The sequence below is a fragment of the Symbiobacterium ostreiconchae genome (assembly GCF_055396975.1).
Genome location: NZ_AP042454.1, coordinates 2,881,863 through 2,903,872, shown reverse-complemented (window position 1 = coordinate 2,903,872; position 22,010 = coordinate 2,881,863). Strand labels below are relative to the sequence as shown.

Sequence of the window (22,010 nt, the reverse complement as noted above, 5' to 3'; positions counted from 1 at the left end):
AGGAACGGGGGGTGGACGTCCTGCGTGCCATGTGGAAGGGGACCATCAGCTTCGGGCTGGTGACGATCCCCGTGAAGCTGTACGCCGCGACGGAGTCGAAGGACCTGCGCTTCAACCTGCTCCACGAGCCGTGCCAGACGCCCATACAGTACCGGAAGTACTGCCCGAACTGCGACCGGGAAGTGGAGAGCGGTGAGATCGTAAAGGGCTACGAGTTCGACCGGGGGCGTTACGTCACGCTGCGGGACGAGGATTTCGAATCGATCCCGCTGGCCGCCCGGCGAACGCTGGAGATCGTGGCCTTCGTGCGGCTGGAGGAGATCGATCCGGTCTACTTCGACCGGACCTACTACCTGGAGCCCGGCGAGGGCGGCGCCAAGGCCTACGCCCTGCTGCGCCACGCGATGGAGGTGACGGGGCGGGTCGCCGTCGCCCGGGTGGTCCTGCGCGCCAAGGAGTCGCTGGCCGCGCTCCGGGTGTTCCGGGACGGCGTGCTGGCGATGGAGACGATGCACTTTCCGGACGAGGTCCGGTCGGTCGCGGGCCTTACCGGCATCGCACAGCCGGAGCTGCGCCCGCAGGAGATCGAGATGGCCACGGGCCTCATCGAGTCGCTGACCATGCCGTTTGCGCCGGAGCGTTTTGAGAACGAGTACCGCAAGGCGCTGTTGGCGCTGATCCAGGACAAGATCGCCGGAGCGCCGCCCGCGGCGCCCGGTCCGGCACCGGAGCAGGGGCGGGTCGTCGACCTGATGGAGGCCCTGCGCGCGTCGATCCGGGCCGCGGAGGCGCAGCGGGCGGGCGGGGGACCGTCGGCCGCCGGGCCCGGGCCTGCTGACGGTGCGCCGGCTGGACCGGAGGGTCCGGCGCGGCGTGCCATTCCCGGGCTGCCCGGCCGGACCGCGCCGTCCCCGCCGGACCGGGGCGCTGCGGCCGTCCCGGGGGTCCCGGACGCCGGGGGCGCTCCCGGCGCCCCGTCCACCGCCCCGGCGCCCGGGGTGCCGTCCGCCGTCTCGCCGCCCGGGGTGCCGCCCGCCGGCCCGGCGCCTGCCGCCCCGCCCGGCGTACCGCCGGCCCGCGGGGCGCAGCAGGTGGACGTCCGGCCCGGCGATGCGGGGCCCGGGGGGCCGTAGGCGGTGGACTGTCCCTTTCCGCCGATGCTGCTGGAGCGGGCCGACGCCCCCTTTGCCGACGCCGGCTGGCTCTACCAGGTCAAGTGGGACGGCGTGCGGAACCTGACGCTCGTGGAGGGGAAGCGGGTGCGGCACTGGAGCCGCAGGCTGCGGGACCGGACGGCCCGCTTCCCCGAGTTCGACGGGCTGGCGGCCGCCCTGGGCGGAAGACGGGCGGTCCTGGACGGCGAGATCATCGTGCTCAGGGACGGCCGGCCCAGCTTTCCGGCCGTCCTGGAACGGGACCTGGCTTCCGGGCCGGGGGAGAGCCGCACCGGCCGCCGTGCGACCCTGGTGCTGTTCGACCTGCTGGAATGGGACGGCGAAGCGCTCTGCCACCGGCCGCTGGAGGAGCGGCTGGCCCTGCTGGAGCAGGTGGTGCCGCCCGACGAGGCGTGGCAGGTGGTTGCCTCCTTCCCCGGAACCGAGGGTCCGGCGCTCTTCGCCGCCGCCGTCGCCCAGGGGCTCGAGGGGGTGGTGGCCAAGCGGCTGGGCAGCCGGTACGTGCCGGGGAGCCGCAGCCGGGACTGGCTGAAGGTGAAGCGGCGGTCCGAGATGCTGGCCGTGGTCGTCGGCTACACGGCCCCGGCCGGCCGGCCGGGCGGCCTGCTGCTGGGCGCCTATGACGAGGGGCGGCTCCGGTACATCGGCCGGGCGGGCTCGGGCCTCAGCGGCGCCGACCTGGCGGCCATCAGGCAACATCTGCCTCCGGCGGGCTGTCCCTTTCCTGAGGTTCCCCGGCTGCGGGAGCGCTTCGGCGGCGATCCGGGGCCGGTGGTCTGGGTGGAGCCCCGGCTGACGGTGCGGGTGGCCTTCACGGAATGGACGGAGGAAGGCCGGCTGCGGGACCCGGTGGTGGTCGGGTTCAGCGCGGAACCCCCTGCGGCGGCGGTGATGCCGTGAGTGACGCTCGAAGGAGGGAGACCCTATGACGGAGCAGGAGGGGCAGATGGAGCACGGCCCGGCGGAGCCGCTGTCTCAGGATCCGGGGGCAGCGGCCCGGGTGCACGGGGGGTACGCGCCGCCCCGGGATTTCGTCGTCGCCTGGTTTGCCGATGAGGGCGCGGCGCGCGGCTGCGCCCGCAGTCTGACGGCCCGCGGCGTGGAGGTCGCGCTGACCGGCCTCGCCGGGGCCCCCGACGACGACGCCCACGGCCGGGACGCAGGCGACGCCGGTTCCCCGCAGGAACGGGGCATGGGGAGCGGCGCCGTGGTCGGCGCCACGGTGGGGGCCACCGCAGGACTCCTGGCGGCGTCGTATCTGGTTCCGCCTGCGGGCGGTTCCATGGCCACGGGCGCCATGCTGACCACGCTGGCGGGAGCCGGCCTGGGCAGCTTCCTCGGCGGCCTGGCGGACCAGGCGCCGGAACCGGCCGGTAGCGATGGCGGCCCGACCGCAGCCCCTGGCCGGGCGGAAGTGCGGCTGGAGGCCCGGGTGGAGGCGGCGCGGGCGGATGAGGTCCTGGCTGTGATCGCCGCCTGGGGGCCCCGGGAAGTGAGGCGGGTGCCGGCCGGGGGTGCAGCGCCAGGTGCCGGGGATGAGGCCGCGGGCGGCGCGGAGGCCACCGGGGATGAGGCCGGGGGAACCTGGGAAGTGACGGACGCCCGGTGAGCAGAACGCAGAAACGGTGGGTGCGGGTGGCGGGCCGGGAACTGGCCGTGACCAACCTGGAAAAGCCCATGTGGCCCGGCGACGGGCTGACCAAGGGCGACCTGATCGCCTACTACGTGTCTGTGGCCCCGTACCTCTTGCCGCATCTGCGGGGCAGGCCCATCGTGCTGACCCGGTACCCGCACGGCATCGGCGGGGAGTGGTTCTACCAGAAGGATGCCCCGCCCGGCCTGCCCGACTGGGTTCCCACCTGGGAGGACCGGGCCGAGGACGGGCGCGTCCTGCGCTACCTGCGCATCGAGGAGCCCGCCGCCCTGGCCTACGTGGCGAACCTCGGGGCCATTGAGATCCACCCCTGGCTGTCGTCCTGCGCCGCCCCCGAGCAACCGGACTGGGCGGTGATCGACCTGGATCCCGCGGAAGGGGCCACCTTCGCGGACGTGCTGCTCGTCGCCCGGCTGGTGCGGCGAATCCTGGAGGAGGTGGGGGTGCAGGGCTTTCCCAAGCTCTCGGGGGCCACGGGCATCCACATCTTCTGCCGGGCGGAACCGGGCATGACCTACGCCGAGACGGCGGCCTTCTGTGAACTGGTGGGCCAGGTCCTGCTCCGGGCCTACCCGGAGAAGGTCACGCTGGAGCGCACGGTCGCCAGGAGGGCCGGCAAGGTCTACGTGGACTACCTGCAGAACCGGCGGGGCCAGACCATCACCAGCGTCTACGGGGTGCGGCCGCTGCCGGGCGCGCCGGTCTCGGCGCCGGTCACCTGGGAGGAGATCGAGGGGGAGCCGCCCCGCTTCACGATGCGCTCGCTGCCCGCCCGGCTGGAAGCGGTGGGCGACCTGTTCGCCCCCATGCTCAGCGCCCCGCAGGACCTGCGGGGCGCGGCGGAGCGGCTCAGGCGGTTTCTGGAAGGCGAATGAAAGGGCCGGTGCGTCCGCACCGGCTCCACGCATTTCGGGAGGGGGGTATCAGATCAGCGAACGGGCCTGCGCCTTCTCCAGGTACTCGCGCATGCCGTGCATGAAGTAGTCCACGAGCCCCTTGGCGAGGGAGGGCAGGAGCTTCTGCGCGCCGCGGAACTCGATGTCCCCCTCCCAGGTGACCAGGGTGCCCTCGCCGTCGGGATGGAAAAACAGGTCAGCCTCTGCTTCAGCCGTGCCGTTGTGGGTTTCGGCCGCGATGCGCAGGTGGAACCGCTCGTTCGGAACCCGGTCGGTGATCTCCAGGGTCCCGTGGTAGATCAGGGCGAACCCGCCGATGCCTACTTTCAGGGTCGCAGCCCAGCGGTCAGGGGCGATCTCTTCCAGTGACTGCAGGCCGATGGTGGCGTTGAGGAGCGCTTCCTTGTTGGTGAAGAGCTTGTACATGATCTCAGGCGGCGCCTTGAAGCGAAACTGACCGGCAACCCGCATCGTGCATGACCTCCTTCCGCCGCGCCGTGGGCGGGCGCTGCGGCCCGCCTCGTGCTCGTCCTGCTGCTCGGTGGTGTGCGAGACGGGGGCTGTGGGCATCGGCCGAAAGCACCTGTTGTCTGATTCGGCGCGGAAGCCGTACGTTCCTGCGGTATCCAGACGGCCAGGATCCCGGCGCGCAGCCGCCGGGGCGCCGCGGTCTCCGGTTCGACCGCACGTCGAGACGGCCCTGCAGGCATCCACAGCCAGCAACCCCCGAATGACGGCCGCGTGCCACGACCGGTATAATCTAACGCGAACATTACGCCTGTAAATATGTCGGGGGTGGACCTGTGGACCGGCGGGGGTGGAGGCTCTGGATCGCGCTGCTGATGATGGGCTTGCTGGTGGCGGGGACCCCGGCGGCGGGCTCGCCCCGCCTGCCGGCGGGTGCGCTGCCCGCCCCCGCGGCCCTGCAGTCTGCAGAACGGTGGGTGCTGCCCGACCTGGCCGGCGACGGCTGGGTGGTGCTGACGCCCGAGGAGCCGCCGGCCGAGTTGCCGCCCGGGGAAGAGCCAGGACCGGTCGTGGTGGCCTACTACGCCGAGGACTGGCAGGGCGACACGCGCGCGCTCGCCGCGCTGCGCGAGGCCGGCGCACACGTGGACCGGGTCGTGAACTTTGCCCTGCAGCTGCACGCGGACGGCTCCATCACCACCCGGTCGTACCCCGAGCTCGCCGAGGCCGCCGAGGCGCTGGGCATCCCCGTCTACGGCCTGGTCCACAACATGGAGAACGGCATGTTCAGCGCGGAAATCGCCCGGTCGGTTCTCTCCGATCCGGCGCGGCGGAGCCGGGCGGTGGCCGACATGCTTGCGATCGCGCAGGCGCATGGCCTGGCGGGCATCGACATCGACATCGAGAATGTGCCGGGCGACCTGCGGCCCCACTACACCGCCCTGGCGACCGAGGCGGCCGCGGTCCTGAAGCCCCACGGCATCCGCCTCACGCTCTCTGTGCCGGCGAAGACCTGGGATGACCGGACGTCCAACTGGGGCGGGGCCTTCGACTACGCCGCGCTGGGCGAGGCGGCCGACCAGGTGGCGATCATGGCCTACGACGAGCACACCTACGGCCTGCCGGCCGGTCCCGTGGCCTCCCTGCCCTGGGTGGAGCGGGTGGCCGCTTACGCCGTGACGCAGATTCCGCCGGAGAAGATCCTGCTGGGCATCCCCGCGTACGGGTATGCCTGGGTCTCAGGGACCCGGCACGTGGTGAAGGGCTTGTCCACCGCCGGGGCGTACCAGCTCGCCGCCCGGCACGGGGCCGAGGTCCGGTGGGATGCCGAAGCGCAGGTGCCCTACTTCACGTACACCGAGGGCGGCGTCTCCCACGTCGTCTACTTCGAGAACGGCCAGTCCGCCGCGGCGAAGCTGGAGGTGGTGACCCGGTACGGGCTCGGGGGCATCGCCATCTGGCGGCTGGGCCTCAACGAACCGGCCCTCTGGGAAGCCGTCGCGGACGCATTCCAGGCGCGCTAGAGCTTCAAGGCGGCGAGGGAGGCCTGCAGTTCCTCCGCCATCGTCCGGAGCTCGTCTGCGGCGGCGGCGACCTCTTCCACCGACGCCGTCAGCTGTTCCAGGAAGCCGGACACCTCCTGGGCGGCCCGCTCGTTGGCGCGGGCCGTCTCGTCTACCTGTTCCATGGCGCCCGAGACCTGCGCGGTGGAAGCGTCCATCTCCTCGGTGGCGGCGGTGTACTCCTCAGAGAGCGCCGCGACCGTCTGGAACGCCTCCGCCAGCCGGTCGATGCCGGTCTCGATGGACCGCACGCTGCGGGCGATCTCCTGCACGTCCGCGGCCGCAGCCTGCACGCCGCCGAGGATCTCCCGGAGGGCCTCGCCTGCGGCGGCGGCCCGGGCGCTGCCATCCTCCACCTGCTGCATGGCCGTCTCCATGGCGGCCGCGGCCTCCGCGGTGCCCGACTGGATGCTGCCGATGCGGGCCGCGATGTCCCCCGCCGCGGCGGCGGAACGCTCGGCAAGGCTGCGGATCTCCTCGGCCACCACGGCGAAGCCCCGGCCCTGCTCACCGGCCCGGGCGGCCTCGATGGCTGCGTTGAGGGCGAGGAGGTTCGTCTGGCCCGCGATGGCGCCGATGACCGCCGTGATCTCGCCGATCTGGGCGGACAGCGCCTCCAGGTTGCGCATGCGGCCGGCGGAGTCCGCCACCGCCGCCTGAATCCGGTGCATGGCGGCCAGGGACTCCTCCACGACCCGTGCGCCTTCCCGGGCCACCTGCTCCGTGCGCGTCGTCTGCGCGGAGATCTCGCCGGCCCGGGCGGCGACGGCCGCGGCCGCCCGCGCCGAATCGGCAAGCAGATCGCCGGCGCGCGCCATCTCCACGGCGGTCGTCTGGGCGCCCTGGGCGATCTGGTGGCTGGTCTGCTGGAACTCCCCCATGATCTGGCGCACGTCGCCCGCCGCGGCGGTGAGCGCCGTCGCGCGGGATGAGATCTGCGCGGCCATTTCCGCCGCGTTCTGGGCCCCGCTGGCCGACTGGGCCGCCGCAGCGGCCAGCCCCCGGGCCGAGTCCATCACCGAGGCGGTCACGTCCTGCACGCGGGCGACCAGCGCGCGGAACCGCTCCACCATCCGCTGCATCGAGCGGGCCATATCACCCAGTTCGTCGTGGCCGGCCCGGATGGCCCCGTGGCGGAGGTCGCCCGCGGCGATGCGCTCCGCGGCGGCCGCCACATCGTGCACGGTGCGGGCCACCCCGCCGGACACGCGGAGCGCGGCGATGAGCCCCAGCGCCGCTGCAACGGCGCTGACGGCGAGGACGATGGACACCGACTGGTCTGCCCGGCTGCGGGCCAGCAGAGTCTGGTCGCCCACCAGAAGATCGGTCTGCTCCTTCACGGCGGCCGCAGCCGCAACGACGTCGGCGCGCAGCGGCTTGAGCTGCTGCGACAGAATCCAGCTGGCTTCCTCCTGGCCGTAGTGCGCCCGCTTCAGCAGGTTGCGGGAGACGGTTTCGTAGGCCTGTACCCGGGCGCGCAGTTCGTCCACGAGTTCCGCCGTCTCTCCGGCCGCGAGCGCGGCGAGTTCGTCCAGCGCAGAAGCCACCTGCGCCGAGGCCGTCTCGAACTCCTCAGCGTAGGCGGCTTCCCCGGTCAGGAGGTAGCTGGCGATCGCGCGGGCCTCGTCCTGGACGCCCGTTTCAATCTCGCGGGCCCGCATGGCACTGGCGTCGACCCGGTGGACCACGTCATCGTAGCGGGCCGTGGTGTCGTGCAGGCTGGTGACGCCGGCGTAGGCCACCACGCCGAGCAGGACCACGACGCTGCCGAATCCTGCCATGAGCCTGTGACGTACTGTGATTCGCATAGGCTGCCTCCGAAGATGAGAGTATCGCGGTGGGCTGCTGGAACCGATCGAAAGCCGCCGGTGCAGAGCGGGTCAACCATCGCGCACTTCATCCATTATACAGAACTTGGGCGTTTTTTCCAATCAGTCAATGAACCCATAGACCCATATAGGTGCGCGTGGGGATCCGTTCACTCGCCGTCTTCGTGTTGCGCATGGCCGGGCAGCAGGGGCTCCGGCGACAGCATCTCGCTCAGGGTGACCAGCCGGTAGCCCCGGCTCTGCAGCAGGTCGATGGCCTGCTCCAGCACCTTCACGGTGTTGGGCTTCGGGTGCATGAGGATCAGGTCGCCCGCCTTGGCCTTGCGGAACGTCTCCAGGATGCGCTCGGGCGTGGCATACTGTTCGTTCCAGTCCACCGTGTCGAGGCTGTAGAGGACCGTGCGCAGGTTGAGGTCGGCCGCTGTCTGCAGGATCGCCTGATCGACCTCCGCCTTGTGCGGCGCGTAGTACTTCACCGTCTGGCCGGTGATCTCCTCGATGACCTTGACCGACTGCGCGATGTCGTCTTTCAGCCGGCCCGCCCGGGCCAGGGCCTTGGGCCCGTGGGTCAGGTTGTGGCCGTGGGTGGCCACCTCGTGGCCGTCGGCGGCGATGAGCCGGGTCAGGTTGGCGTTCTGCTCGGCCCAGCGGCCCGAGAGGAAAAAGGTCGCCCGGGCATCCTTGCGCTTCAGGATCGGCAGCATGCGCGCCAGCTCGTCGGTGCCCCAGTCGACGTTGATGAGAAGGGCCACCGCCTGCTTCTCGCTGTTGCCCTGGCGGATGGCGCTCAGGGGCAGGTCGGCCATGCGGGTGGGCGCGGGCTCCACCCGCACGGCCGGCTCCACGGCCGTTCCCGGCGGCGCCGTGGCCAGCCGGAGCCACGTGCCCTCCACGTCGAGCTCGTACCCGTTGAGCTCGGGCACGGTGTAGGGGATGCCCTCCGCGGACTCGAACCGGCGCGCGGACACCGGCAGTGCGCGGTAGCCGGTGGCCAGCTCCTCCAGCCGCTCCCTGGCCTCGCGCTCGGACATCCCTGAGAAGTCGAACCCCAGCAGGGTCACGCCCTGAGCGACCCGCAGCCCGCCCCTGTCCGCGGCGCGCCCGGGCAGGCCCCAGGGGAGGGCCAGGACGGCCAGGAGCAGCGCCGCCAGGCCGGCCGCCCACCAGCGGTTGACCCGCACGACGATGAACTGCGCCCGAGAGGACCGGTACATCGTTACCACCCCACATCTGGCTTCGCTTCACGGTATGTCCTGCATGTCCGCACTATGCGAAACCGCCCGCAAAGGCGTGGTTCGGCGCAGGGAAACCGGTCCCCGGCGCCGAAAGGTGTCACATGCCCCACCAGGGTCGTTCAGGAGGGATCGTTACGTGAAGATGATCGTGGCCGTGGTGCGCGACGAGTACGCCGGACCGCTGACGGACGCGCTCACCCGCAAGGGGCTGGGTGCGACCAAGCTGTCCTCCACTGGCGGCTTCCTGAAGGCTGGCAACACCACCTTCCTCATCGGCGTCCGGGACGATCAGCTGGAGGAAGCGCTCGATGCCATCCGCGGCGTCTGTCCCGGTGTGCAGGTGGGTCAGGGAAGTCCGAAAGCCGGCAAGACCACGACGCAGCACACCGCGACGGTTTTCATCCTCGGCGTGGAGCGCATGCTGCGGGTGTAGCGCCAGGCAGACTGCGGGGCGTCCCCGGCGGATGGGGGACGCCCCTTTGCGCGCCCTTGTCCGCGGACGAGGGCTGAATTTGTCCCACCCGGCATATGCATCGCGGGCGGGGGGGTTGCAGCCGCATGATGAACCTGGTCTGGCTCGGTCTCATCCTGGCCGGTGTGGCCGTGGCGGCCGCAAGCGGCAGGGCCTCGGAGGTGACCGACGCGGCGTTTGCAGGGGGGAAGCTGGCCGTCGAGACGGCCATCGGACTCGCGGGACTGATGGCCCTGTGGATGGGCATCATGAAGATCGCGGAACGGAGCGGACTGATGGAGGGGCTGGCGATGCTGCTCAGGCCCGTGGTGCGCTGGCTGTTCCCGAGCGTGCCCCGCGATCATCCGGCGATCGGCGCCATGTTAATGAACATCTCGGCCAACATGCTCGGGCTGGGTTCCGCCGCCACCCCCTTCGGGCTGAAAGCCATGCAGGAGCTCCAGAAACTGAACAAGGACCCGGAGACCGCCTCCGAAGCCATGTGCACGTTCCTGGCGCTGAACACCGCATCCATCACGCTGGTGCCCGGCACCATCATCGCGCTGCGGGCCACGTACGGGTCGGTGAACCCGGCGGAGATTGTGGTGGCGACGCTGATCGCCTCGGTGGCCGCGGGCGTGTTCTCGGTCGGGCTGGACTGGGCGGTGCGCACGGCGCTGCGCGCACGGAGGAGGTAGGCGCGATGTCGCTCTTGAACTCGCTCTCGCTCTGGGCCGTGCCGGGGATGCTCGCGCTGATCCCGCTCTGGGGGGCCATCCGCCGGGTGCCGGTGTACGATGCGTTCATCGAGGGCGCGGAAGAGGGGCTCTCGATCGCGGTGAAGATCATCCCCTTTCTGGTGGGGATGCTCATGGCCCTGTCCATCTTCCGCGCCTCCGGCGCGATGGAGCTCCTGGCGGAGGCCCTGAGCGGCATCACCGGGGCGCTGGGCTTCCCCCCGGAAGTGCTCCCGCTGATGATCGTGCGGCCGCTGTCGGGCGCAGGCGCGCTGGCGGTGACCGCAGACCTGCTCAAGACCCACGGGCCCGACTCGTTCATCGGGCGGCTGGCCTCCATCATGCAGGGCTCGACGGACACCACCTTCTACGTGCTGACGGTGTACTTCGGCTCCGTGGGGGTCCGGCGGGTGCGGTACGCGGCCGCCGTGGGGCTGGCGGCCGATCTGATTGGTTTTCTGGCCGCGCTTTACGTGTGCCAGTGGTTTTTTCGGTGAGCTTATGGTAAAAATAGAGCGGATCGAACCCATCGGAGGAGGCACTCGCAGCACATGAGCGCAGAACAGAGGTTGCAGGAACTGGGCATCACCATTCCGGAGGCGCCGAAGCCGGTCGCGGCTTACGTCCCCTTTGTCCGCAGCGGTGACCTGGTCTTCACCAGCGGCCAGATCGCGGTGGAGGGCGGTCAGCTGAAGTACAAGGGCAAGGTCGGCAAGGATCTGACGCCCGAGGAGGGCTACCAGGCGGCGCGCCTGTGCGCGATCAACACCCTGGCCGTGCTGAAGGCGGCCGTGGGCTCGCTGGACAAGGTGGCGCAGATCGTGAAGGTGGTCGTCTTCGTCAACAGCGCCGACGGCTTCACGGGACAGCCGGCGGTGGCCAACGGGGCTTCGGAGCTGTACCAGCAGGTCTTCGGCGACGCCGGCCTCCACGCTCGTTCCGCCGTGGGCGTATCGGAGCTGCCCATGGACACCGCGGTCGAAGTCGAGGTTATCGCCCGCATCTCCGAATAGGCGGCGCGCACCGGCGGCAGGCTGCTCGAGAGCAGCCTGTTCTTTCATCCGTCGCCCAGGAGCCGGGTGACGTCAACGATGTACCGTCCGGGGGCGACGCATTCCAGCCGCACCCGGGGGTCGTCCAGCGCGAACTCCTTCGGCGGGCTGCCCTCCCGCAGCAGGCGGGCGGCGGCAGACTCGGCCAGGTCGGAGAGCTGGAGGAAGCGGTTGGTGCGGATGCCCCAGATGACGGGGCCCTCCGGGGGGACCGCCACGGGGGTCAGCAGCGCCTGGCGGGCGCCGTTCCGGCCGATGCTGGCCGCCTCCAGGTCGACCTGGCAGAGGTGCGTGCGGCCTGTGGCGGCCAGCCGGGCGCCTGCGCCGATGGTGATCCGCAGGTGGTACTCATCCCGCCCCAGGGAGCGGCGGACGCTGCCGGCCGCGGTGGCGATCCAGGTCTCGAAGAACGTGCCCAGGTTCAGCTGGACCGGACGGCGGGCGGTGAGCTCCATCCCGAGTTTCACGGCAGGCTTCCCTCCCCGGACGCGGCGGAACCGCGGCGGCCATCCTGATGAAGTACCCCATCCTATGACTCGCGGCAGAGCATGGTGAGGTGTATCCCATGGCAGATCAGCACCGCAAACCGGGGCGCAGCGCCAGCCCCGGCGGCAGGCGGGAAGGGAAGGCCGGGACCCGGGCCCTCGGCGTGTCCGGCGGCCGTTTCGCTTCGGTGGACGAGCAGCTGCGCTACCGGCTGGAAAGGGGGCTGCTCTCCCGCCGGCCCCGGCGCAAGCTGAAGCCCGCGGCGGGCGGAGGCCCGAAGCCGGGCGCAGGCCGCCCGTTCACCGCGGCGGAGGCCGAGGTAGCCGAGCGGCTGCAGAAGGTGATGGCCCGCGCCGGCGTGGCGTCGCGCCGGCACAGCGAGGCCCTGATTCAGGCCGGCCGGGTGACCGTAAACGGGCGTGTGGTCACGGAACTCGGTACGAAAGTGGTGCCGGGCCGGGATGTGATCGAGGTGGACGGCCGTCCGCTCGGGCGGCCGGAGAAGAAGGTTTACGTGCTGCTCAACAAGCCGAAGGGCTACGTGACGACCCTGTACGACCCGCAGGGGCGGCCGAAGGTGACCGACCTGCTGGAAGGCGAGGTGGCCGAACGGGTGTACCCGGTCGGGCGGCTCGACTACGACACCGAGGGGCTCCTGCTCCTCACCAACGACGGCGACCTGGCCCATGGCCTCATGCACCCGGCGCGCATGGTGAAGAAGACCTACATCGCCAAGGTGCGCGGGGTGCCCGGCCCGGGCAAGATCCGGGCCCTGCGGGAGGGCATCGAGCTGGACGACGGGCCGACGGCGCCGGCGGACGTGAAGGTGCTGGAGGTGCGGGCGCCCAACAGCGCCACCATCGCGCTGCGCATCCACGAGGGGCGCAACCGGCAGGTGCGCCGGATGTTCGCGGCGCTGGGCCATGAGGTGATCCACCTGCGGCGCACCACCCTGGGGCCCCTGAAGCTGGGCGACCTTCCCGTGGGCGAGTGGCGCTACCTGACGAGCCAGGAGGTGGCCGACCTGTACAAGGCGGCAGGCCTCAGGCTGGGCGGCAAGCCCCGGGGCAGGAAGGCGGGGCGCCGCTGAACCGGCCCGTGAACGGCTTCCCCGTCCCACAAGAGGAAATGGCAGGGCGCTCCCCGAATGTGGATAGCGGGAGCGCTTTCCTGCGTCATCCGCAAAGAGGAGGTAACGCGTTGGCCTACACCTTGCAGACGTTCATCCACCGCAAGGTCTTCGGCAACTACCTGTCCAAGTGCCGGCCGCTCACGTACCGCAAGGACGACTGGCTGCAGCTCACCCGCGGGCGGGAGCGCAGCGTGCGGCTGATCATCCGCGCAATGCTGGGCGTGCCCAGCGCGCACCTCGGTCCGAACGAGCACGCCATGTGGTGTTTCCAGCTGCCGAGGGGTTCGCTGATCACCGTCTACCTGCACCGGGGGACGGTGGCGGAGATCAGCACCTACGAGGCGGACCGGGCCGAGCTGGAGGAGGCCGTGGACTATCTGCTGGAAGAGGTCGCCGCCAGGCTCCGGCAGCTCTGAACGCGCCGGGGCCGCCCGCCTTCATGGGAGGAGGATCGATTTGCACTGGTGGGAGGAGACGGAGGCGCGCATCCACCGGACGGCATCGGCTGCGACGCTGGGCCAGGCGCTCTGGCAGCGGCTCGTCCAGGCGGGCATCGAGCCGGATGCGGCCTACCTGACCGGCTACGATCTGGCCGCGCTGCAGCTGCTCTGCGCCGATCTGGTCAAGCTGGTGGACAGCCTCCTGCAGGTGGCCGACGGCGACACGCCGGCCTTTCGGCGGCACGCCCTGGCGCTCCTGCGCTGGACCCGCACCGCGGAGTCCTGGACCCGGGAGACGGCCGGGGCGTTCAACCGGCTGCTGGACAGCCTGGACCTGGAGCCCGCGACGCTGGCCGACCGGGAGGAGGTTGAGGCGGATCTGCCGGCCGGCGCGCGCTCTCCCGAGGAGGAGGCGAAGCTGGACGGCCGCTACCGCCACTGGCACCTGCTGTACGAGCGGCTGGACCTGAAGCTGGCCAGCATGGGGCTGGACGCCCAGGTGCAGCGGGGGCTGGCCAGGGCGCTGGCGCGCCTTTACGAGGAGGCGGTGGTGACCTTCCGCCTGCTTTCAGGGTTGAGCCGGGACAGCGCGCCGCGCTACGGCAGGACGGCGGACCTGCTGCTGCAGGTCAACACCACCTGGCATTTCGACCTGGGCCCGTACCTCCTGGGGCCGGGCCAGGCGCGCCCGGACGGGCGGAGCACGCTGGGGCTGGCCACCTGGCTGCTGCTGGCGTCCCGGGATCCGGACATGCACATCCCTTAATGCGCAATTCTCTTAACCTTGACAGAAAGCGCCCGGCGGGTTATCATCAAGAGAGGTCCGCCCTCTGTGTGCGAGCCATTGGTTGTACGATAGATGTGCTGTTACCCAGGCCAGTTGGTAACCACGGGCATCTGCCCCGTGTTTTGCTATAGAAATGTCTCCTAAGGGACTGCTGTACCTGCTGTACCTTAGGGTTTGTCATGACAGGCAAAACCGATCTGGTCGACAACCCGCGCGCCGGCCGCAGGGACGGCGTGTGCTGTATATGGCGAGCACGGAGTACGGACCGGTCTGTGGTCCGTTTTTCGTTTTCCTCAGACGGCGAAACTTGAACACGCAGACGGACAGGAGGTGAAGGCAATTCTCTATGCACTTGTTGGTGTCATCGCGCTGATCATCGGCGCCGCCATCGGCGCGGTCGCCGGGTACCAGTGGTTTCAGCGTGAGTCCCGGATGAGGCTGAACTCCGCCGACGCGCGTGCCCGCCAGATCCTGGACGAGGCCCTGCGCGAGGCGGAAGCTAAGAAGAAGGAAGCGATCCTCGAAGCCAAGGAAGAGGTTCACAGGCTCCGGACCGAGGCCGAGCGGGAACTCAAGGAGCGGCGCGCGGAGCTCCAGCGGCTGGAGCGCCGGGTACTGCAGAAGGAGGAGCAGCTCGACCGGAAGGTGGAGCAGCTGGAGCGGAAGGAAGAGTCTCTGAGCCGCAAGGAACGGGAGCTCGACCGCAAGAACCAGCAGGCGCAGGAGCTGGTGAACAGGCAGCTGGCCGAGCTGGAGCGTATCTCGCAGCTGACGATGGAGGAGGCGCGCCAGCTGTTCCTGAAGCAGGTGGAACAGGAGGCCCGCGCCGACGCCGCGAAGCTGATGCGGGAGATCGACGCCGAGGCCCGGGAGAACGCCGAGAAGCGGGCCCGGGAGCTGGTCGGCCTCGCCGTGCAGCGGGTGGCCGCCGACCATTCGTCGGAGCTGACCGTCACGGTGGTCTCGCTGCCCAACGACGAGATGAAGGGCCGCATCATCGGCCGGGAAGGGCGGAACATCCGCACCCTGGAGACGCTCACCGGAGTGGATCTCATCATCGACGATACCCCCGAGGCGGTGGTGCTCTCCGGGTTCGACCCGGTGCGGCGTGAGGTCGCGAAGATCGCCCTGCAGAAGCTGATCCAGGACGGCCGCATCCACCCGGCCCGCATCGAGGAGATGGTGGAGAAGGCGCAGAAGGAAGTGGAGGCCCGCATCCGCGAGGAGGGCGACGCCGCCTGCTTCGAACTGGGCATCCACAACCTGCACCCGGAGCTGGTGAAGCTCCTGGGGCGGCTGAAGTTCCGCACATCCTACGGCCAGAACGTGCTGAAGCACTCCGTCGAGGTGGCTCACCTGGCGGGCATCATGGCTGCCGAGCTCGGCGTCAACGTGGAGGTCGCCAAGCGGGCCGGCCTCCTGCACGACATCGGCAAGGCGGTGGACCACGAGATTGAAGGTTCGCACGTGGCCATCGGCGTGAGCCTGCTCCGCAAGTACAAGGAGCACCCCGACGTCATCCATGCGATGGAATGCCACCACGGCGACGTGGAGCCGCGCTCGGTGGAGGCCCACCTGGTGACCGCGGCGGACGCCATCTCGGCGGCCCGGCCCGGCGCCCGGCGGGAGACGCTGGAGACGTACATCAAGCGGTTGGAGAAGCTGGAGGCGCTGGCGGACAGCTTCGACGGCGTCGAGAAGTCCTACGCCATCCAGGCGGGGCGCGAGATCCGGGTGATGGTGAAGCCCGAGAAGATCGACGACTATGCAGCGCTGAAGCTCACCAAGGAGATCGCGCGGAAGATCGAGGACGAACTGGAGTACCCCGGCCAGATCCGGGTCGTGGTGGTCCGGGAGACGCGCGCGGTGGAGTACGCCCGCTGAGGCCGAACCTTTCCCACGCCTCAGACGTCATACATGAGGGAGCGCGCACTGCGCCGACACTCGCCAAGAGGTGTCGGCGCAGCGTTCCTCGGGCAGCAGCTCGTTCGGGGACACTCGCTTCCCCGGTGAAGGAGGCATGATGGGGTGATCAAGCGCAGGGGGGACGAGCCCTCGGCTCGCACCATTCAGCTGCTGATCAGCTATGCCATTCGCTACCCCGAAATCGCCACGGTGCGGTACGATCCGGAGCGCCAGGCCCTGCGTCTCTCCTTCCTGGTGAAGGGCCCGCTGACGGATGACGAGTTCTCGGCAGCCGCAGGCCGCATTCGGGAGACGCTGGAGGTCTACCACAAGATGAACCAGCGGGTGGCAGACCTCATCGACGTCCGGCAGACGGCGTTCGGCGAGCTGAACACCATCGCCGTCGAACGGGACGTGCAGAGCCTCAGCCCCGAGGAGCTCTACACCGTGGTGGCGGTGATGCGGAGCCTCTTCCCGCAGCGGCTCCTCACGGAACCCGCGGAGTACTTCGGCGAGGAGGAGCTGATGGCGCAGGACGAGCTGATCGAGGAGGTCATGGCCTCGCTCAGCAACCAGCGGCAGCAGCCCAACCTCATCGCCATCCGGGAGAACGGCAGACTGATGATCTTCCACAAGTAGCCGCGCGGCACGCTGCTGCGCGCACACGGCGGGCCGGCCGCCGCCTCGCAGGAGGCGCGGGCCGGCCCGCTGGCTACTTCAATAGATGGGCGCCGGCGAGTCGCCACGCCATAACTTTCTTGTGGGAGTTGCGAACTTTTGTGCTGCCGCATGCGTATAGATTGGTGAGCGCACGATGCAGATTCCAGTCACGCCCAGACCTGACCGGTCGGGTATAATAGACATATCGCGACCGTGGGAAAAGTGGGCGAAAGACTGGAGGCGCTGCGCTTTGCGCATTCTGTTTTTTGGTGACGTGTACGGGCGAGTGGGGCGGGAGGTGGTAGCGCGGCGGCTGTCCCCGCTGGTGAAGGAGACCGGCGCGGATGCGGTGATCGTCAACGGTGAGAACGCCGCAGGCGGCAAGGGCATCAGCCCGCAGATCTGCCGGGAACTGTTCTCGCTGGGGGTCGACGTGATCACGCTCGGGAATCACGCCTTCGACAAGCGGGAGATTGCCACGTACATCGATGAAGAGCCGCGCCTGATCCGGCCGCTGAACTATCCGCCCGGAACCCCCGGGGCCGGCTCGCACATCATCCGCCGCGGCGGGGATGCCGTGCTGGCCGTGGTGCAGGTCCAGGGGAGGGTGTACTCTCCCCAGCTGCTGGAGGACCCGTTCCGGGCGGTGGAGGAGGAAGTGGAGCGGCTCAGGCAGGCAACGCCGGCGATCCTTGTCGACTGTCATGCGGAAGCCACGTCTGAGAAGCAGGCGCTGGGTTGGTTCCTGGACGGTCGGGTAAGTGCCGTCATCGGTACGCACACCCACGTGCAGACCGCGGATGAGGTCATTCTGCCGGGGGGTACGGCCTACGTGACGGACGTGGGCATGTGCGGTCCCTGGGTATCGGTGATCGGCGCCGACCGCGAGCTGGTGCTGGAGCGCTTCCTGACGCAGCGGCCCGTACGGCTGGAGGCCGCCAGGGGCCCTGCGATTCTGTCGGCGGTGGTCGTGGACGTGGACGAGTCCACCGGCAGGGCGACCAGCATCCAGCGGATATTGGAAAGAGAAGTGGCGACAGAACCACTTGCTAGTCTCTTTGGAAGATGGTAGGATATTAGCAACTCATCAACCACCAAATACCAGTGGAGGGGACATTGGTTATGGAAGTGCTAAAGGTATCGGCGAAGTCGAGCCCGAACGCGGTGGCGGGCGCTCTCGCGGGCTGTCTGCGTGAGCGTGGCTCGGCCGAGATCCAGGCAATTGGTGCAGGAGCGCTCAACCAGGCGGTCAAGGCGGTGGCGATCGCCCGCGGGTTTGTGGCACCCAGCGGCGTTGATCTGATCTGCATCCCGGCGTTTACCGATCTGAAGATTGATGGCGAGGAGCGCACCGCCATCAAGCTGATTGTCGAGCCGCGCTAAGCCGATTTACCGGAGGCCGTAACCGAGGGTGAGTGAGTGAGAGGCACATAAGCCGCCCGGCCCGAGAGGGCCGGGCGGTACTGCTTCCGGGGCGATTTCCCGCCGGGGGGAGGGGTTTCGCCCAGGAAGATGGAAACACTCCTAACGGCAACTCGCGCAGGAGGGAACGCACATGGGGCACCTGGAGGAGGCAGCAGCGCTGCACCGCCGCTGCCCGGTGGTTGACGGGCACGCGGATTCGATTCTGATGGTCCTGGCCGGCGAACGGACCCTGACGCAACGGTCGGAGAAGGGGCACATCGACTGGCCCCGGGCCCGTGAGGGCGGCCTGACCTGCACGGTCCAGGCTGTCTGGGTCGACCCGGTCTACTATCCGGTGGCGCCGCGCCGGGCGCACGAGGGCATCGACGGGCTGCTGACCCAGATCGCCGGGGCCGAGGGCGTGCGGCTCGTCCTCCGGGCCGACGACGTGAGCGCGGCCCACGCGGCGGGCGAGGTGGCGGTCCTGATCAACATCGAGGGGGCGGAGGCGCTGCAGGGCTCGCTGGCCCTGCTCCGCAACTACTACCGCCTCGGCGTGCGGATGATGGGGCTCGTCTGGAACCACCGCAACGAGGTCGCCGAGGGCGTGGGCGAACCCGAGTCCGGGGGCGGCCTGACGCGCTTTGGCCGGGAGGTCGTGCGCGAGATGAACCGGCTGGGCATGCTGATCGATCTGGCGCACATCACACCGGCGGGCTTCTTCCAGGTGCTGGAGCTGTCGGAGGACCCGGTCCTGTTCACCCACGGCAACTGCCACGCGCTGTATCCCCATCCTCGCAACCTCACCGACGAGCAGATCCGGGCCCTGGCCGACCGGGGCGGCGTCTTCGGCGTATCGTTCGTGGCCAGCTTCATGGGGAAGGAGACCGCCACGGTGGAGACGGTCGCCGACCACATCGACCACGCATGCCAGCTGCTGGGCAACGCCGACCACGTGGGCCTGGGGTCGGACTTCGACGGGGCGTCGACGCCGCCCGGGCTGGAGGACGTGACCTGTCTGCCCCGCCTGACCGCGGCACTCATGCGCAGGGGGTACGGCGAGGAGGACCTGGCGAAGATCCTGGGCGGCAATTACCTGCGGGTGTTCCGGCAGGTGCTGGGGTAGCCTTTCCCGCGCGAGACCACTCACCGGAGGAGGCATGAAGATGAAGGTCGAGGTTTCCGGTCAGTCCCTTACCGAGATCACAGTGGACGTGCTGATTCTGCCTCTCACGGAGGGAACGGCGGCCCCCGCTGAGGTGAACGAGGCCCTGGGCGGGCTGTGCGCGCAGGTGGTGGGCGCGGACTTCAGGGGCGAGATGGGCCAGACCGCCCTGCTGTACACCGGCGGCCGGATGCCGGCGCGCAAGGTGCTGCTCCTGGGGCTCGGCAAGGCGGCGAAGGTGAACAACCGGTCGCTGCGGCGCGCCGCCGGTATCGGGGCCCGGAAGGCCCGGGAGAGCGGCGCCCGTTCGATCGCCTTCGCCCAGCCGAGCGCCGTGGACATGGAAGCCGGGGCTGCGGCCCGCTTCATGACGGAGGGGGCGCTGCACGGCCTGTACCGGCTGCCTGACTGGAAGAGCGAGAAGAAGGAGAAGCCGGAGGTCGAGGCGGTCTACATGCTGGGCGGCGATGAGATCGCCGCCGCCGTCGAGCACGGGCGGGCGGTTGCCGAGGCCGTCAACCTCGCCCGCGCCCTGGCCTGGACGCCGGGCAACCACCTGACGGCGACGAAGCTCGCCGAGCGGGCGGCCGAGATGTGCCGGGAAAACGGCATCGAGGTGGAGATCTACGATCGGAAGGGCTGCGAGGAACTGGGCCTGGGCCTCCTGCTGGCGGTCAACCGGGGCTCCCGGGAGGAGCCGCGCTTCATCGTGATGCGGTACAAGGGGGCCGGCGGCCAGGGGCCGTGGCTGGGCCTGGTGGGCAAGGGGCTCACCTTCGATTCGGGCGGCATCTCCATCAAGCCGACCGAAGGCATGTGGAACATGAAGATGGACATGGGCGGCGCCGCGGCCGTGATCGGCGCGATGCAGGCCATCGCCCGCCTGAAGATCAAGGCCGATGTGATGGCGGTCATCCCCTCCACCGACAATATGCCGGACGGCGGCTCGTACAAGCCGGGCGACGTGATCGCGGGGCTGTCGGGCAAGACGGTGGAGATCCGGTCCACCGATGCGGAAGGGCGCCTGATCCTCGCCGACGGCCTGGCGTACGCGGCGAAGCAGGGCTGCCAGAAGATCATCACGGCCTCGACGCTCACCGGCGCGTGCAACATCGCGCTGGGGCCGATCCGGTTCGGCATGGTGGCCAACGACGACGCCTGGGAGGAGGAGGTCTTCCAGGCGGCGGAGGCGGCCGGCGAGCGGGGCTGGAAGCTGCCCCACGACGAGGAGTACTACGAGCTGATCAAGTCCCCGATCGCGGACATGATCAACGGCACGAAGAACCGGGCGGCGGGCACCGTGGCGGGCGGCCTCTTCCTCATGCGGCATGTGGGCGACACCCCCTGCGTGCACATGGACATCGCCGCCGTCGCCTGGAAGCAGAGCGGCGACGCGTACGAGGATGAGGGCGCCACCGGTGCCGGGACCCGCACCTTCGTCGAGGCGGCGCGCCGCTTCGCCGAGGGCCGGCGGTAGATGGTGCGGGTTCCGATGCCGCCGCCGGCCGGGCGCGCCGACCTGCACAACCACACCCGCGCTTCCGACGGGACGCTCAGCCCGGCGGAACAGGTGAAATGGGCGGCCAGCCAGGGGCTGGCCGCCGTGGGCATCACCGACCACGACACCATCGCCGGGTGGGCGGAGGCCCGGGCCGCGGCGGAAGAGGCCGGGATCGAGTTCGTCCCCGGGGTCGAGCTCTCCACCGAGGTGGGGAAGACGGAGGTGCACATCCTGGCCTACTACTTCGACCCGGAGGAACCGGCGATGGCCGAGCTGCTCCGGCGGATGCGGGGCGGCCGGCGGAAGCGGGTCGAGGCGGCGGTGGCGAGGCTGCACGAGCTGGGGTACAAGGACGTGTCGCTGGAGCGCATCCTCGCCCGGGGCGGGGAGTCGGTCGGCCGGCCGCACATCGCGGCGGAGCTGGTGGACCTGGGCGTGGTGCGCACCATCGCCGAGGCGTTCGAGCGCTTCCTCGCCCAGGGCCGTCCGGCGTACGTGCCCCGGCCCAAGCTGGAGCCGGCCGAGGCCATCGCCGTCGTGAAAGCGGCCGGCGGGGTGCCGGTGCTGGCGCATCCGGGGCTGATCGGCGACGACCGGTGGGTGCGGGAGGCGATCGCCGCCGGCGTCATGGGCATCGAGGCGTACCACACCGACCACAGCGAGCTGCAGCGCCAGTTCTACGCGCGCTGGGGCCTCGACGCCGGCCTGGTCGTGACCGGCGGCACCGACAGCCACGGTCCGCAGGGCACCCGCACAGTGGTGCCGGGATCGGTGAACGTCGGTCTGGAGGTCGTGGAGCAGCTGAAGGCGCTCTCCCCCTGGTACCGGAAAACGGGCGGGTCGCTGGCATAATGTCTCTCCGCAGGCGGTAAACTACCCTGGAGCACACCGTTCCAGGGGGGGCGAACGTGGGGTACGACGAGGTGCAGGCCTTGCGCGAGCGCATCCGCGTGCTGGAGGAGCGGGTGCGGGGGCTCCGCACGAGCCGCCGGATCCTGATGAACCTGCTGGCCGCACAGGAGCGCGAGCGGCGGGCGCTCATCGCCCGCCTGGAGGCGGAGAACGGCCGCCTGCAGCGGAAGAGCGCCCGGTTCGCCCGGGCGGTGCTGGAGCGGAACATCCGCATCGTGCGCCTGGAGGAATCGCTGCGCCGGCGGACCGACGCCTCCTCCGGCTAGAGGAACGGTCCATGCCCGTCTGCTGCGGCCGGCAGACACAGCAGGGCGCCCCCGGGGCCATCCCGGGGGCGCCGCCCTTTATGTCTTTCGACGTTTCGTTTGCTTCACAACGCCGAAGCGAATCTGCCTGTCGGGACGAGGGGGTTCGGGGCGGGATTCCCAGTCAAAGAAGGGATCGCCGACGAAGGCCGGGGGTTCATCCCGCCAGCCGTGAGGAACGACTTCCTTCAGGCTCAGGACGGAGCCGCCGTTCCGGGACTGCTTGCGCTTCACGGTCACCAGCTCCACCTCCT

Annotated in this window: 25 protein-coding genes; 20 read left to right on the top strand and 5 right to left on the bottom strand. The window is 70.0% G+C overall.

The window, feature by feature from the left end; translation table 11 throughout:
* Window positions 1–11 precede the first annotated feature (11 nt).
* Genes ku through ligD (ACZ5UM_RS14070) form a run of 4 tightly spaced genes read left to right on the top strand, consistent with a single transcriptional unit; the run spans window position 12 to window position 3,704 of the window.
* The gene (gene ku, locus ACZ5UM_RS14085; RefSeq protein WP_464844928.1) at window positions 12–1,133 is read left to right on the top strand and encodes a non-homologous end joining protein Ku; all 1,122 of its coding nucleotides are present in this window, start codon (window positions 12–14) and stop codon (window positions 1,131–1,133) included.
* Between the two features lie 3 nt (window positions 1,134–1,136).
* Window positions 1,137–2,075, top strand: a complete 939-nt coding sequence (gene ligD, locus ACZ5UM_RS14080; RefSeq protein WP_464844927.1) for a non-homologous end-joining DNA ligase — start codon at window positions 1,137–1,139, stop codon at window positions 2,073–2,075.
* A 25-nt stretch (window positions 2,076–2,100) separates the two neighbouring features.
* Window positions 2,101–2,784, top strand: coding sequence for a hypothetical protein (locus ACZ5UM_RS14075; protein ID WP_464844926.1), 684 nt, complete (start codon window positions 2,101–2,103; stop codon window positions 2,782–2,784).
* Window positions 2,781–3,704 (top strand): non-homologous end-joining DNA ligase, encoded by a 924-nt coding sequence (gene ligD / locus ACZ5UM_RS14070; RefSeq protein WP_464844925.1) that lies wholly within the window; start codon window positions 2,781–2,783, stop codon window positions 3,702–3,704. The genes ACZ5UM_RS14075 and ligD (ACZ5UM_RS14070) overlap by 4 nt, the downstream gene beginning before the upstream one ends.
* A gap of 48 nt (window positions 3,705–3,752) precedes the next feature.
* Here the strand turns inward: ligD (ACZ5UM_RS14070) and ACZ5UM_RS14065 are convergent, their stop codons facing one another.
* On the bottom strand, window positions 3,753–4,196 hold the full coding sequence (locus ACZ5UM_RS14065) for a CoxG family protein (protein WP_464844924.1): 444 nt from the start codon (window positions 4,194–4,196) through the stop codon (window positions 3,753–3,755).
* A gap of 332 nt (window positions 4,197–4,528) precedes the next feature.
* Here ACZ5UM_RS14065 and ACZ5UM_RS14060 point away from each other — a divergent pair, with 332 nt between their 5' ends.
* Window positions 4,529–5,716, top strand: a complete 1,188-nt coding sequence (locus ACZ5UM_RS14060) for a glycosyl hydrolase family 18 protein (RefSeq protein ID WP_464844923.1) — start codon at window positions 4,529–4,531, stop codon at window positions 5,714–5,716.
* Here ACZ5UM_RS14060 and ACZ5UM_RS14055 read toward each other — a convergent pair.
* Together ACZ5UM_RS14055 and ACZ5UM_RS14050 are read right to left on the bottom strand one after the other, a co-directional pair.
* Entirely contained in the window at window positions 5,713–7,563 is a 1,851-nt protein-coding gene (locus ACZ5UM_RS14055; RefSeq protein WP_464844922.1) for a methyl-accepting chemotaxis protein, read from the bottom strand. The two genes, ACZ5UM_RS14060 and ACZ5UM_RS14055, sit on opposite strands and share 4 nt — an antisense overlap.
* Window positions 7,564–7,733: 170 nt before the next feature.
* Window positions 7,734–8,798: a polysaccharide deacetylase family protein gene (locus ACZ5UM_RS14050; RefSeq protein WP_464844921.1), complete on the bottom strand. Its 1,065-nt coding sequence runs from the start codon at window positions 8,796–8,798 to the stop codon at window positions 7,734–7,736.
* A gap of 163 nt (window positions 8,799–8,961) precedes the next feature.
* On the opposite strand from ACZ5UM_RS14050, the gene ACZ5UM_RS14045 reads away from it, so the two are divergent.
* From ACZ5UM_RS14045 to ACZ5UM_RS14030, 4 genes are all read left to right on the top strand, one after another.
* Entirely contained in the window at window positions 8,962–9,252 is a 291-nt protein-coding gene (locus tag ACZ5UM_RS14045) for a cyclic-di-AMP receptor (protein ID WP_464848389.1), read from the top strand.
* A gap of 125 nt (window positions 9,253–9,377) precedes the next feature.
* Window positions 9,378–9,968, top strand: coding sequence for a nucleoside recognition domain-containing protein (locus ACZ5UM_RS14040; protein WP_464844920.1), 591 nt, complete (start codon window positions 9,378–9,380; stop codon window positions 9,966–9,968).
* Window positions 9,969–9,973: 5 nt separating this feature from the next.
* Window positions 9,974–10,504 carry a spore maturation protein gene (locus tag ACZ5UM_RS14035; RefSeq protein ID WP_464844919.1) on the top strand — a complete coding sequence of 177 codons (531 nt, stop codon included), beginning with the start codon at window positions 9,974–9,976 and terminating at the stop codon, window positions 10,502–10,504.
* A 54-nt stretch (window positions 10,505–10,558) separates the two neighbouring features.
* A complete protein-coding gene (locus ACZ5UM_RS14030; RefSeq protein WP_464844918.1) occupies window positions 10,559–11,020 on the top strand; it encodes a RidA family protein in 462 nt (153 codons plus the stop codon).
* A gap of 44 nt (window positions 11,021–11,064) precedes the next feature.
* Here ACZ5UM_RS14030 and ACZ5UM_RS14025 read toward each other — a convergent pair whose 3' ends face one another.
* On the bottom strand, window positions 11,065–11,526 hold the full coding sequence (locus ACZ5UM_RS14025) for a hypothetical protein (protein ID WP_464844917.1): 462 nt from the start codon (window positions 11,524–11,526) through the stop codon (window positions 11,065–11,067).
* Window positions 11,527–11,624: 98 nt separating this feature from the next.
* On the opposite strand from ACZ5UM_RS14025, the gene ACZ5UM_RS14020 reads away from it, so the two are divergent.
* The 11 genes from ACZ5UM_RS14020 (at window position 11,625) to ACZ5UM_RS13970 (ending at window position 21,717) form a co-directional block, all read left to right on the top strand.
* Window positions 11,625–12,635, top strand: a complete 1,011-nt coding sequence (locus tag ACZ5UM_RS14020; protein ID WP_464844916.1) for a pseudouridine synthase — start codon at window positions 11,625–11,627, stop codon at window positions 12,633–12,635.
* A 110-nt stretch (window positions 12,636–12,745) separates the two neighbouring features.
* Window positions 12,746–13,093 carry a hypothetical protein gene (locus ACZ5UM_RS14015; protein WP_464844915.1) on the top strand — a complete coding sequence of 116 codons (348 nt, stop codon included), beginning with the start codon at window positions 12,746–12,748 and terminating at the stop codon, window positions 13,091–13,093.
* Between the two features lie 40 nt (window positions 13,094–13,133).
* On the top strand, window positions 13,134–13,883 hold the full coding sequence (locus ACZ5UM_RS14010; protein WP_464844914.1) for a hypothetical protein: 750 nt from the start codon (window positions 13,134–13,136) through the stop codon (window positions 13,881–13,883).
* Window positions 13,884–14,234: 351 nt separating this feature from the next.
* Window positions 14,235–15,788: a ribonuclease Y gene (gene rny / locus ACZ5UM_RS14005; protein WP_464844913.1), complete on the top strand. Its 1,554-nt coding sequence runs from the start codon at window positions 14,235–14,237 to the stop codon at window positions 15,786–15,788.
* Between the two features lie 144 nt (window positions 15,789–15,932).
* Window positions 15,933–16,448 carry a hypothetical protein gene (locus ACZ5UM_RS14000; protein ID WP_464844912.1) on the top strand — a complete coding sequence of 172 codons (516 nt, stop codon included), beginning with the start codon at window positions 15,933–15,935 and terminating at the stop codon, window positions 16,446–16,448.
* Window positions 16,449–16,719: 271 nt separating this feature from the next.
* Complete coding sequence (locus ACZ5UM_RS13995; RefSeq protein ID WP_464844911.1) at window positions 16,720–17,541, top strand: TIGR00282 family metallophosphoesterase; 822 nt, start codon at window positions 16,720–16,722, stop codon at window positions 17,539–17,541.
* 50 nt (window positions 17,542–17,591) lie between these two features.
* Entirely contained in the window at window positions 17,592–17,852 is a 261-nt protein-coding gene (locus ACZ5UM_RS13990) for a stage V sporulation protein S (RefSeq protein WP_043713843.1), read from the top strand.
* A 172-nt stretch (window positions 17,853–18,024) separates the two neighbouring features.
* Window positions 18,025–18,999: a dipeptidase gene (locus ACZ5UM_RS13985; protein ID WP_464844910.1), complete on the top strand. Its 975-nt coding sequence runs from the start codon at window positions 18,025–18,027 to the stop codon at window positions 18,997–18,999.
* A gap of 40 nt (window positions 19,000–19,039) precedes the next feature.
* Window positions 19,040–20,515 (top strand): leucyl aminopeptidase, encoded by a 1,476-nt coding sequence (locus ACZ5UM_RS13980; RefSeq protein ID WP_464844909.1) that lies wholly within the window; start codon window positions 19,040–19,042, stop codon window positions 20,513–20,515.
* Window positions 20,516–21,391, top strand: coding sequence for a PHP domain-containing protein (locus tag ACZ5UM_RS13975; protein ID WP_464844908.1), 876 nt, complete (start codon window positions 20,516–20,518; stop codon window positions 21,389–21,391).
* Between the two features lie 56 nt (window positions 21,392–21,447).
* On the top strand, window positions 21,448–21,717 hold the full coding sequence (locus tag ACZ5UM_RS13970; RefSeq protein ID WP_464844907.1) for a translation initiation factor 2: 270 nt from the start codon (window positions 21,448–21,450) through the stop codon (window positions 21,715–21,717).
* 78 nt (window positions 21,718–21,795) lie between these two features.
* Here the strand turns inward: ACZ5UM_RS13970 and ACZ5UM_RS13965 are convergent, their stop codons facing one another.
* Window positions 21,796–22,005, bottom strand: coding sequence for a hypothetical protein (locus tag ACZ5UM_RS13965; protein ID WP_464844906.1), 210 nt, complete (start codon window positions 22,003–22,005; stop codon window positions 21,796–21,798).
* Window positions 22,006–22,010 lie beyond the last annotated feature (5 nt).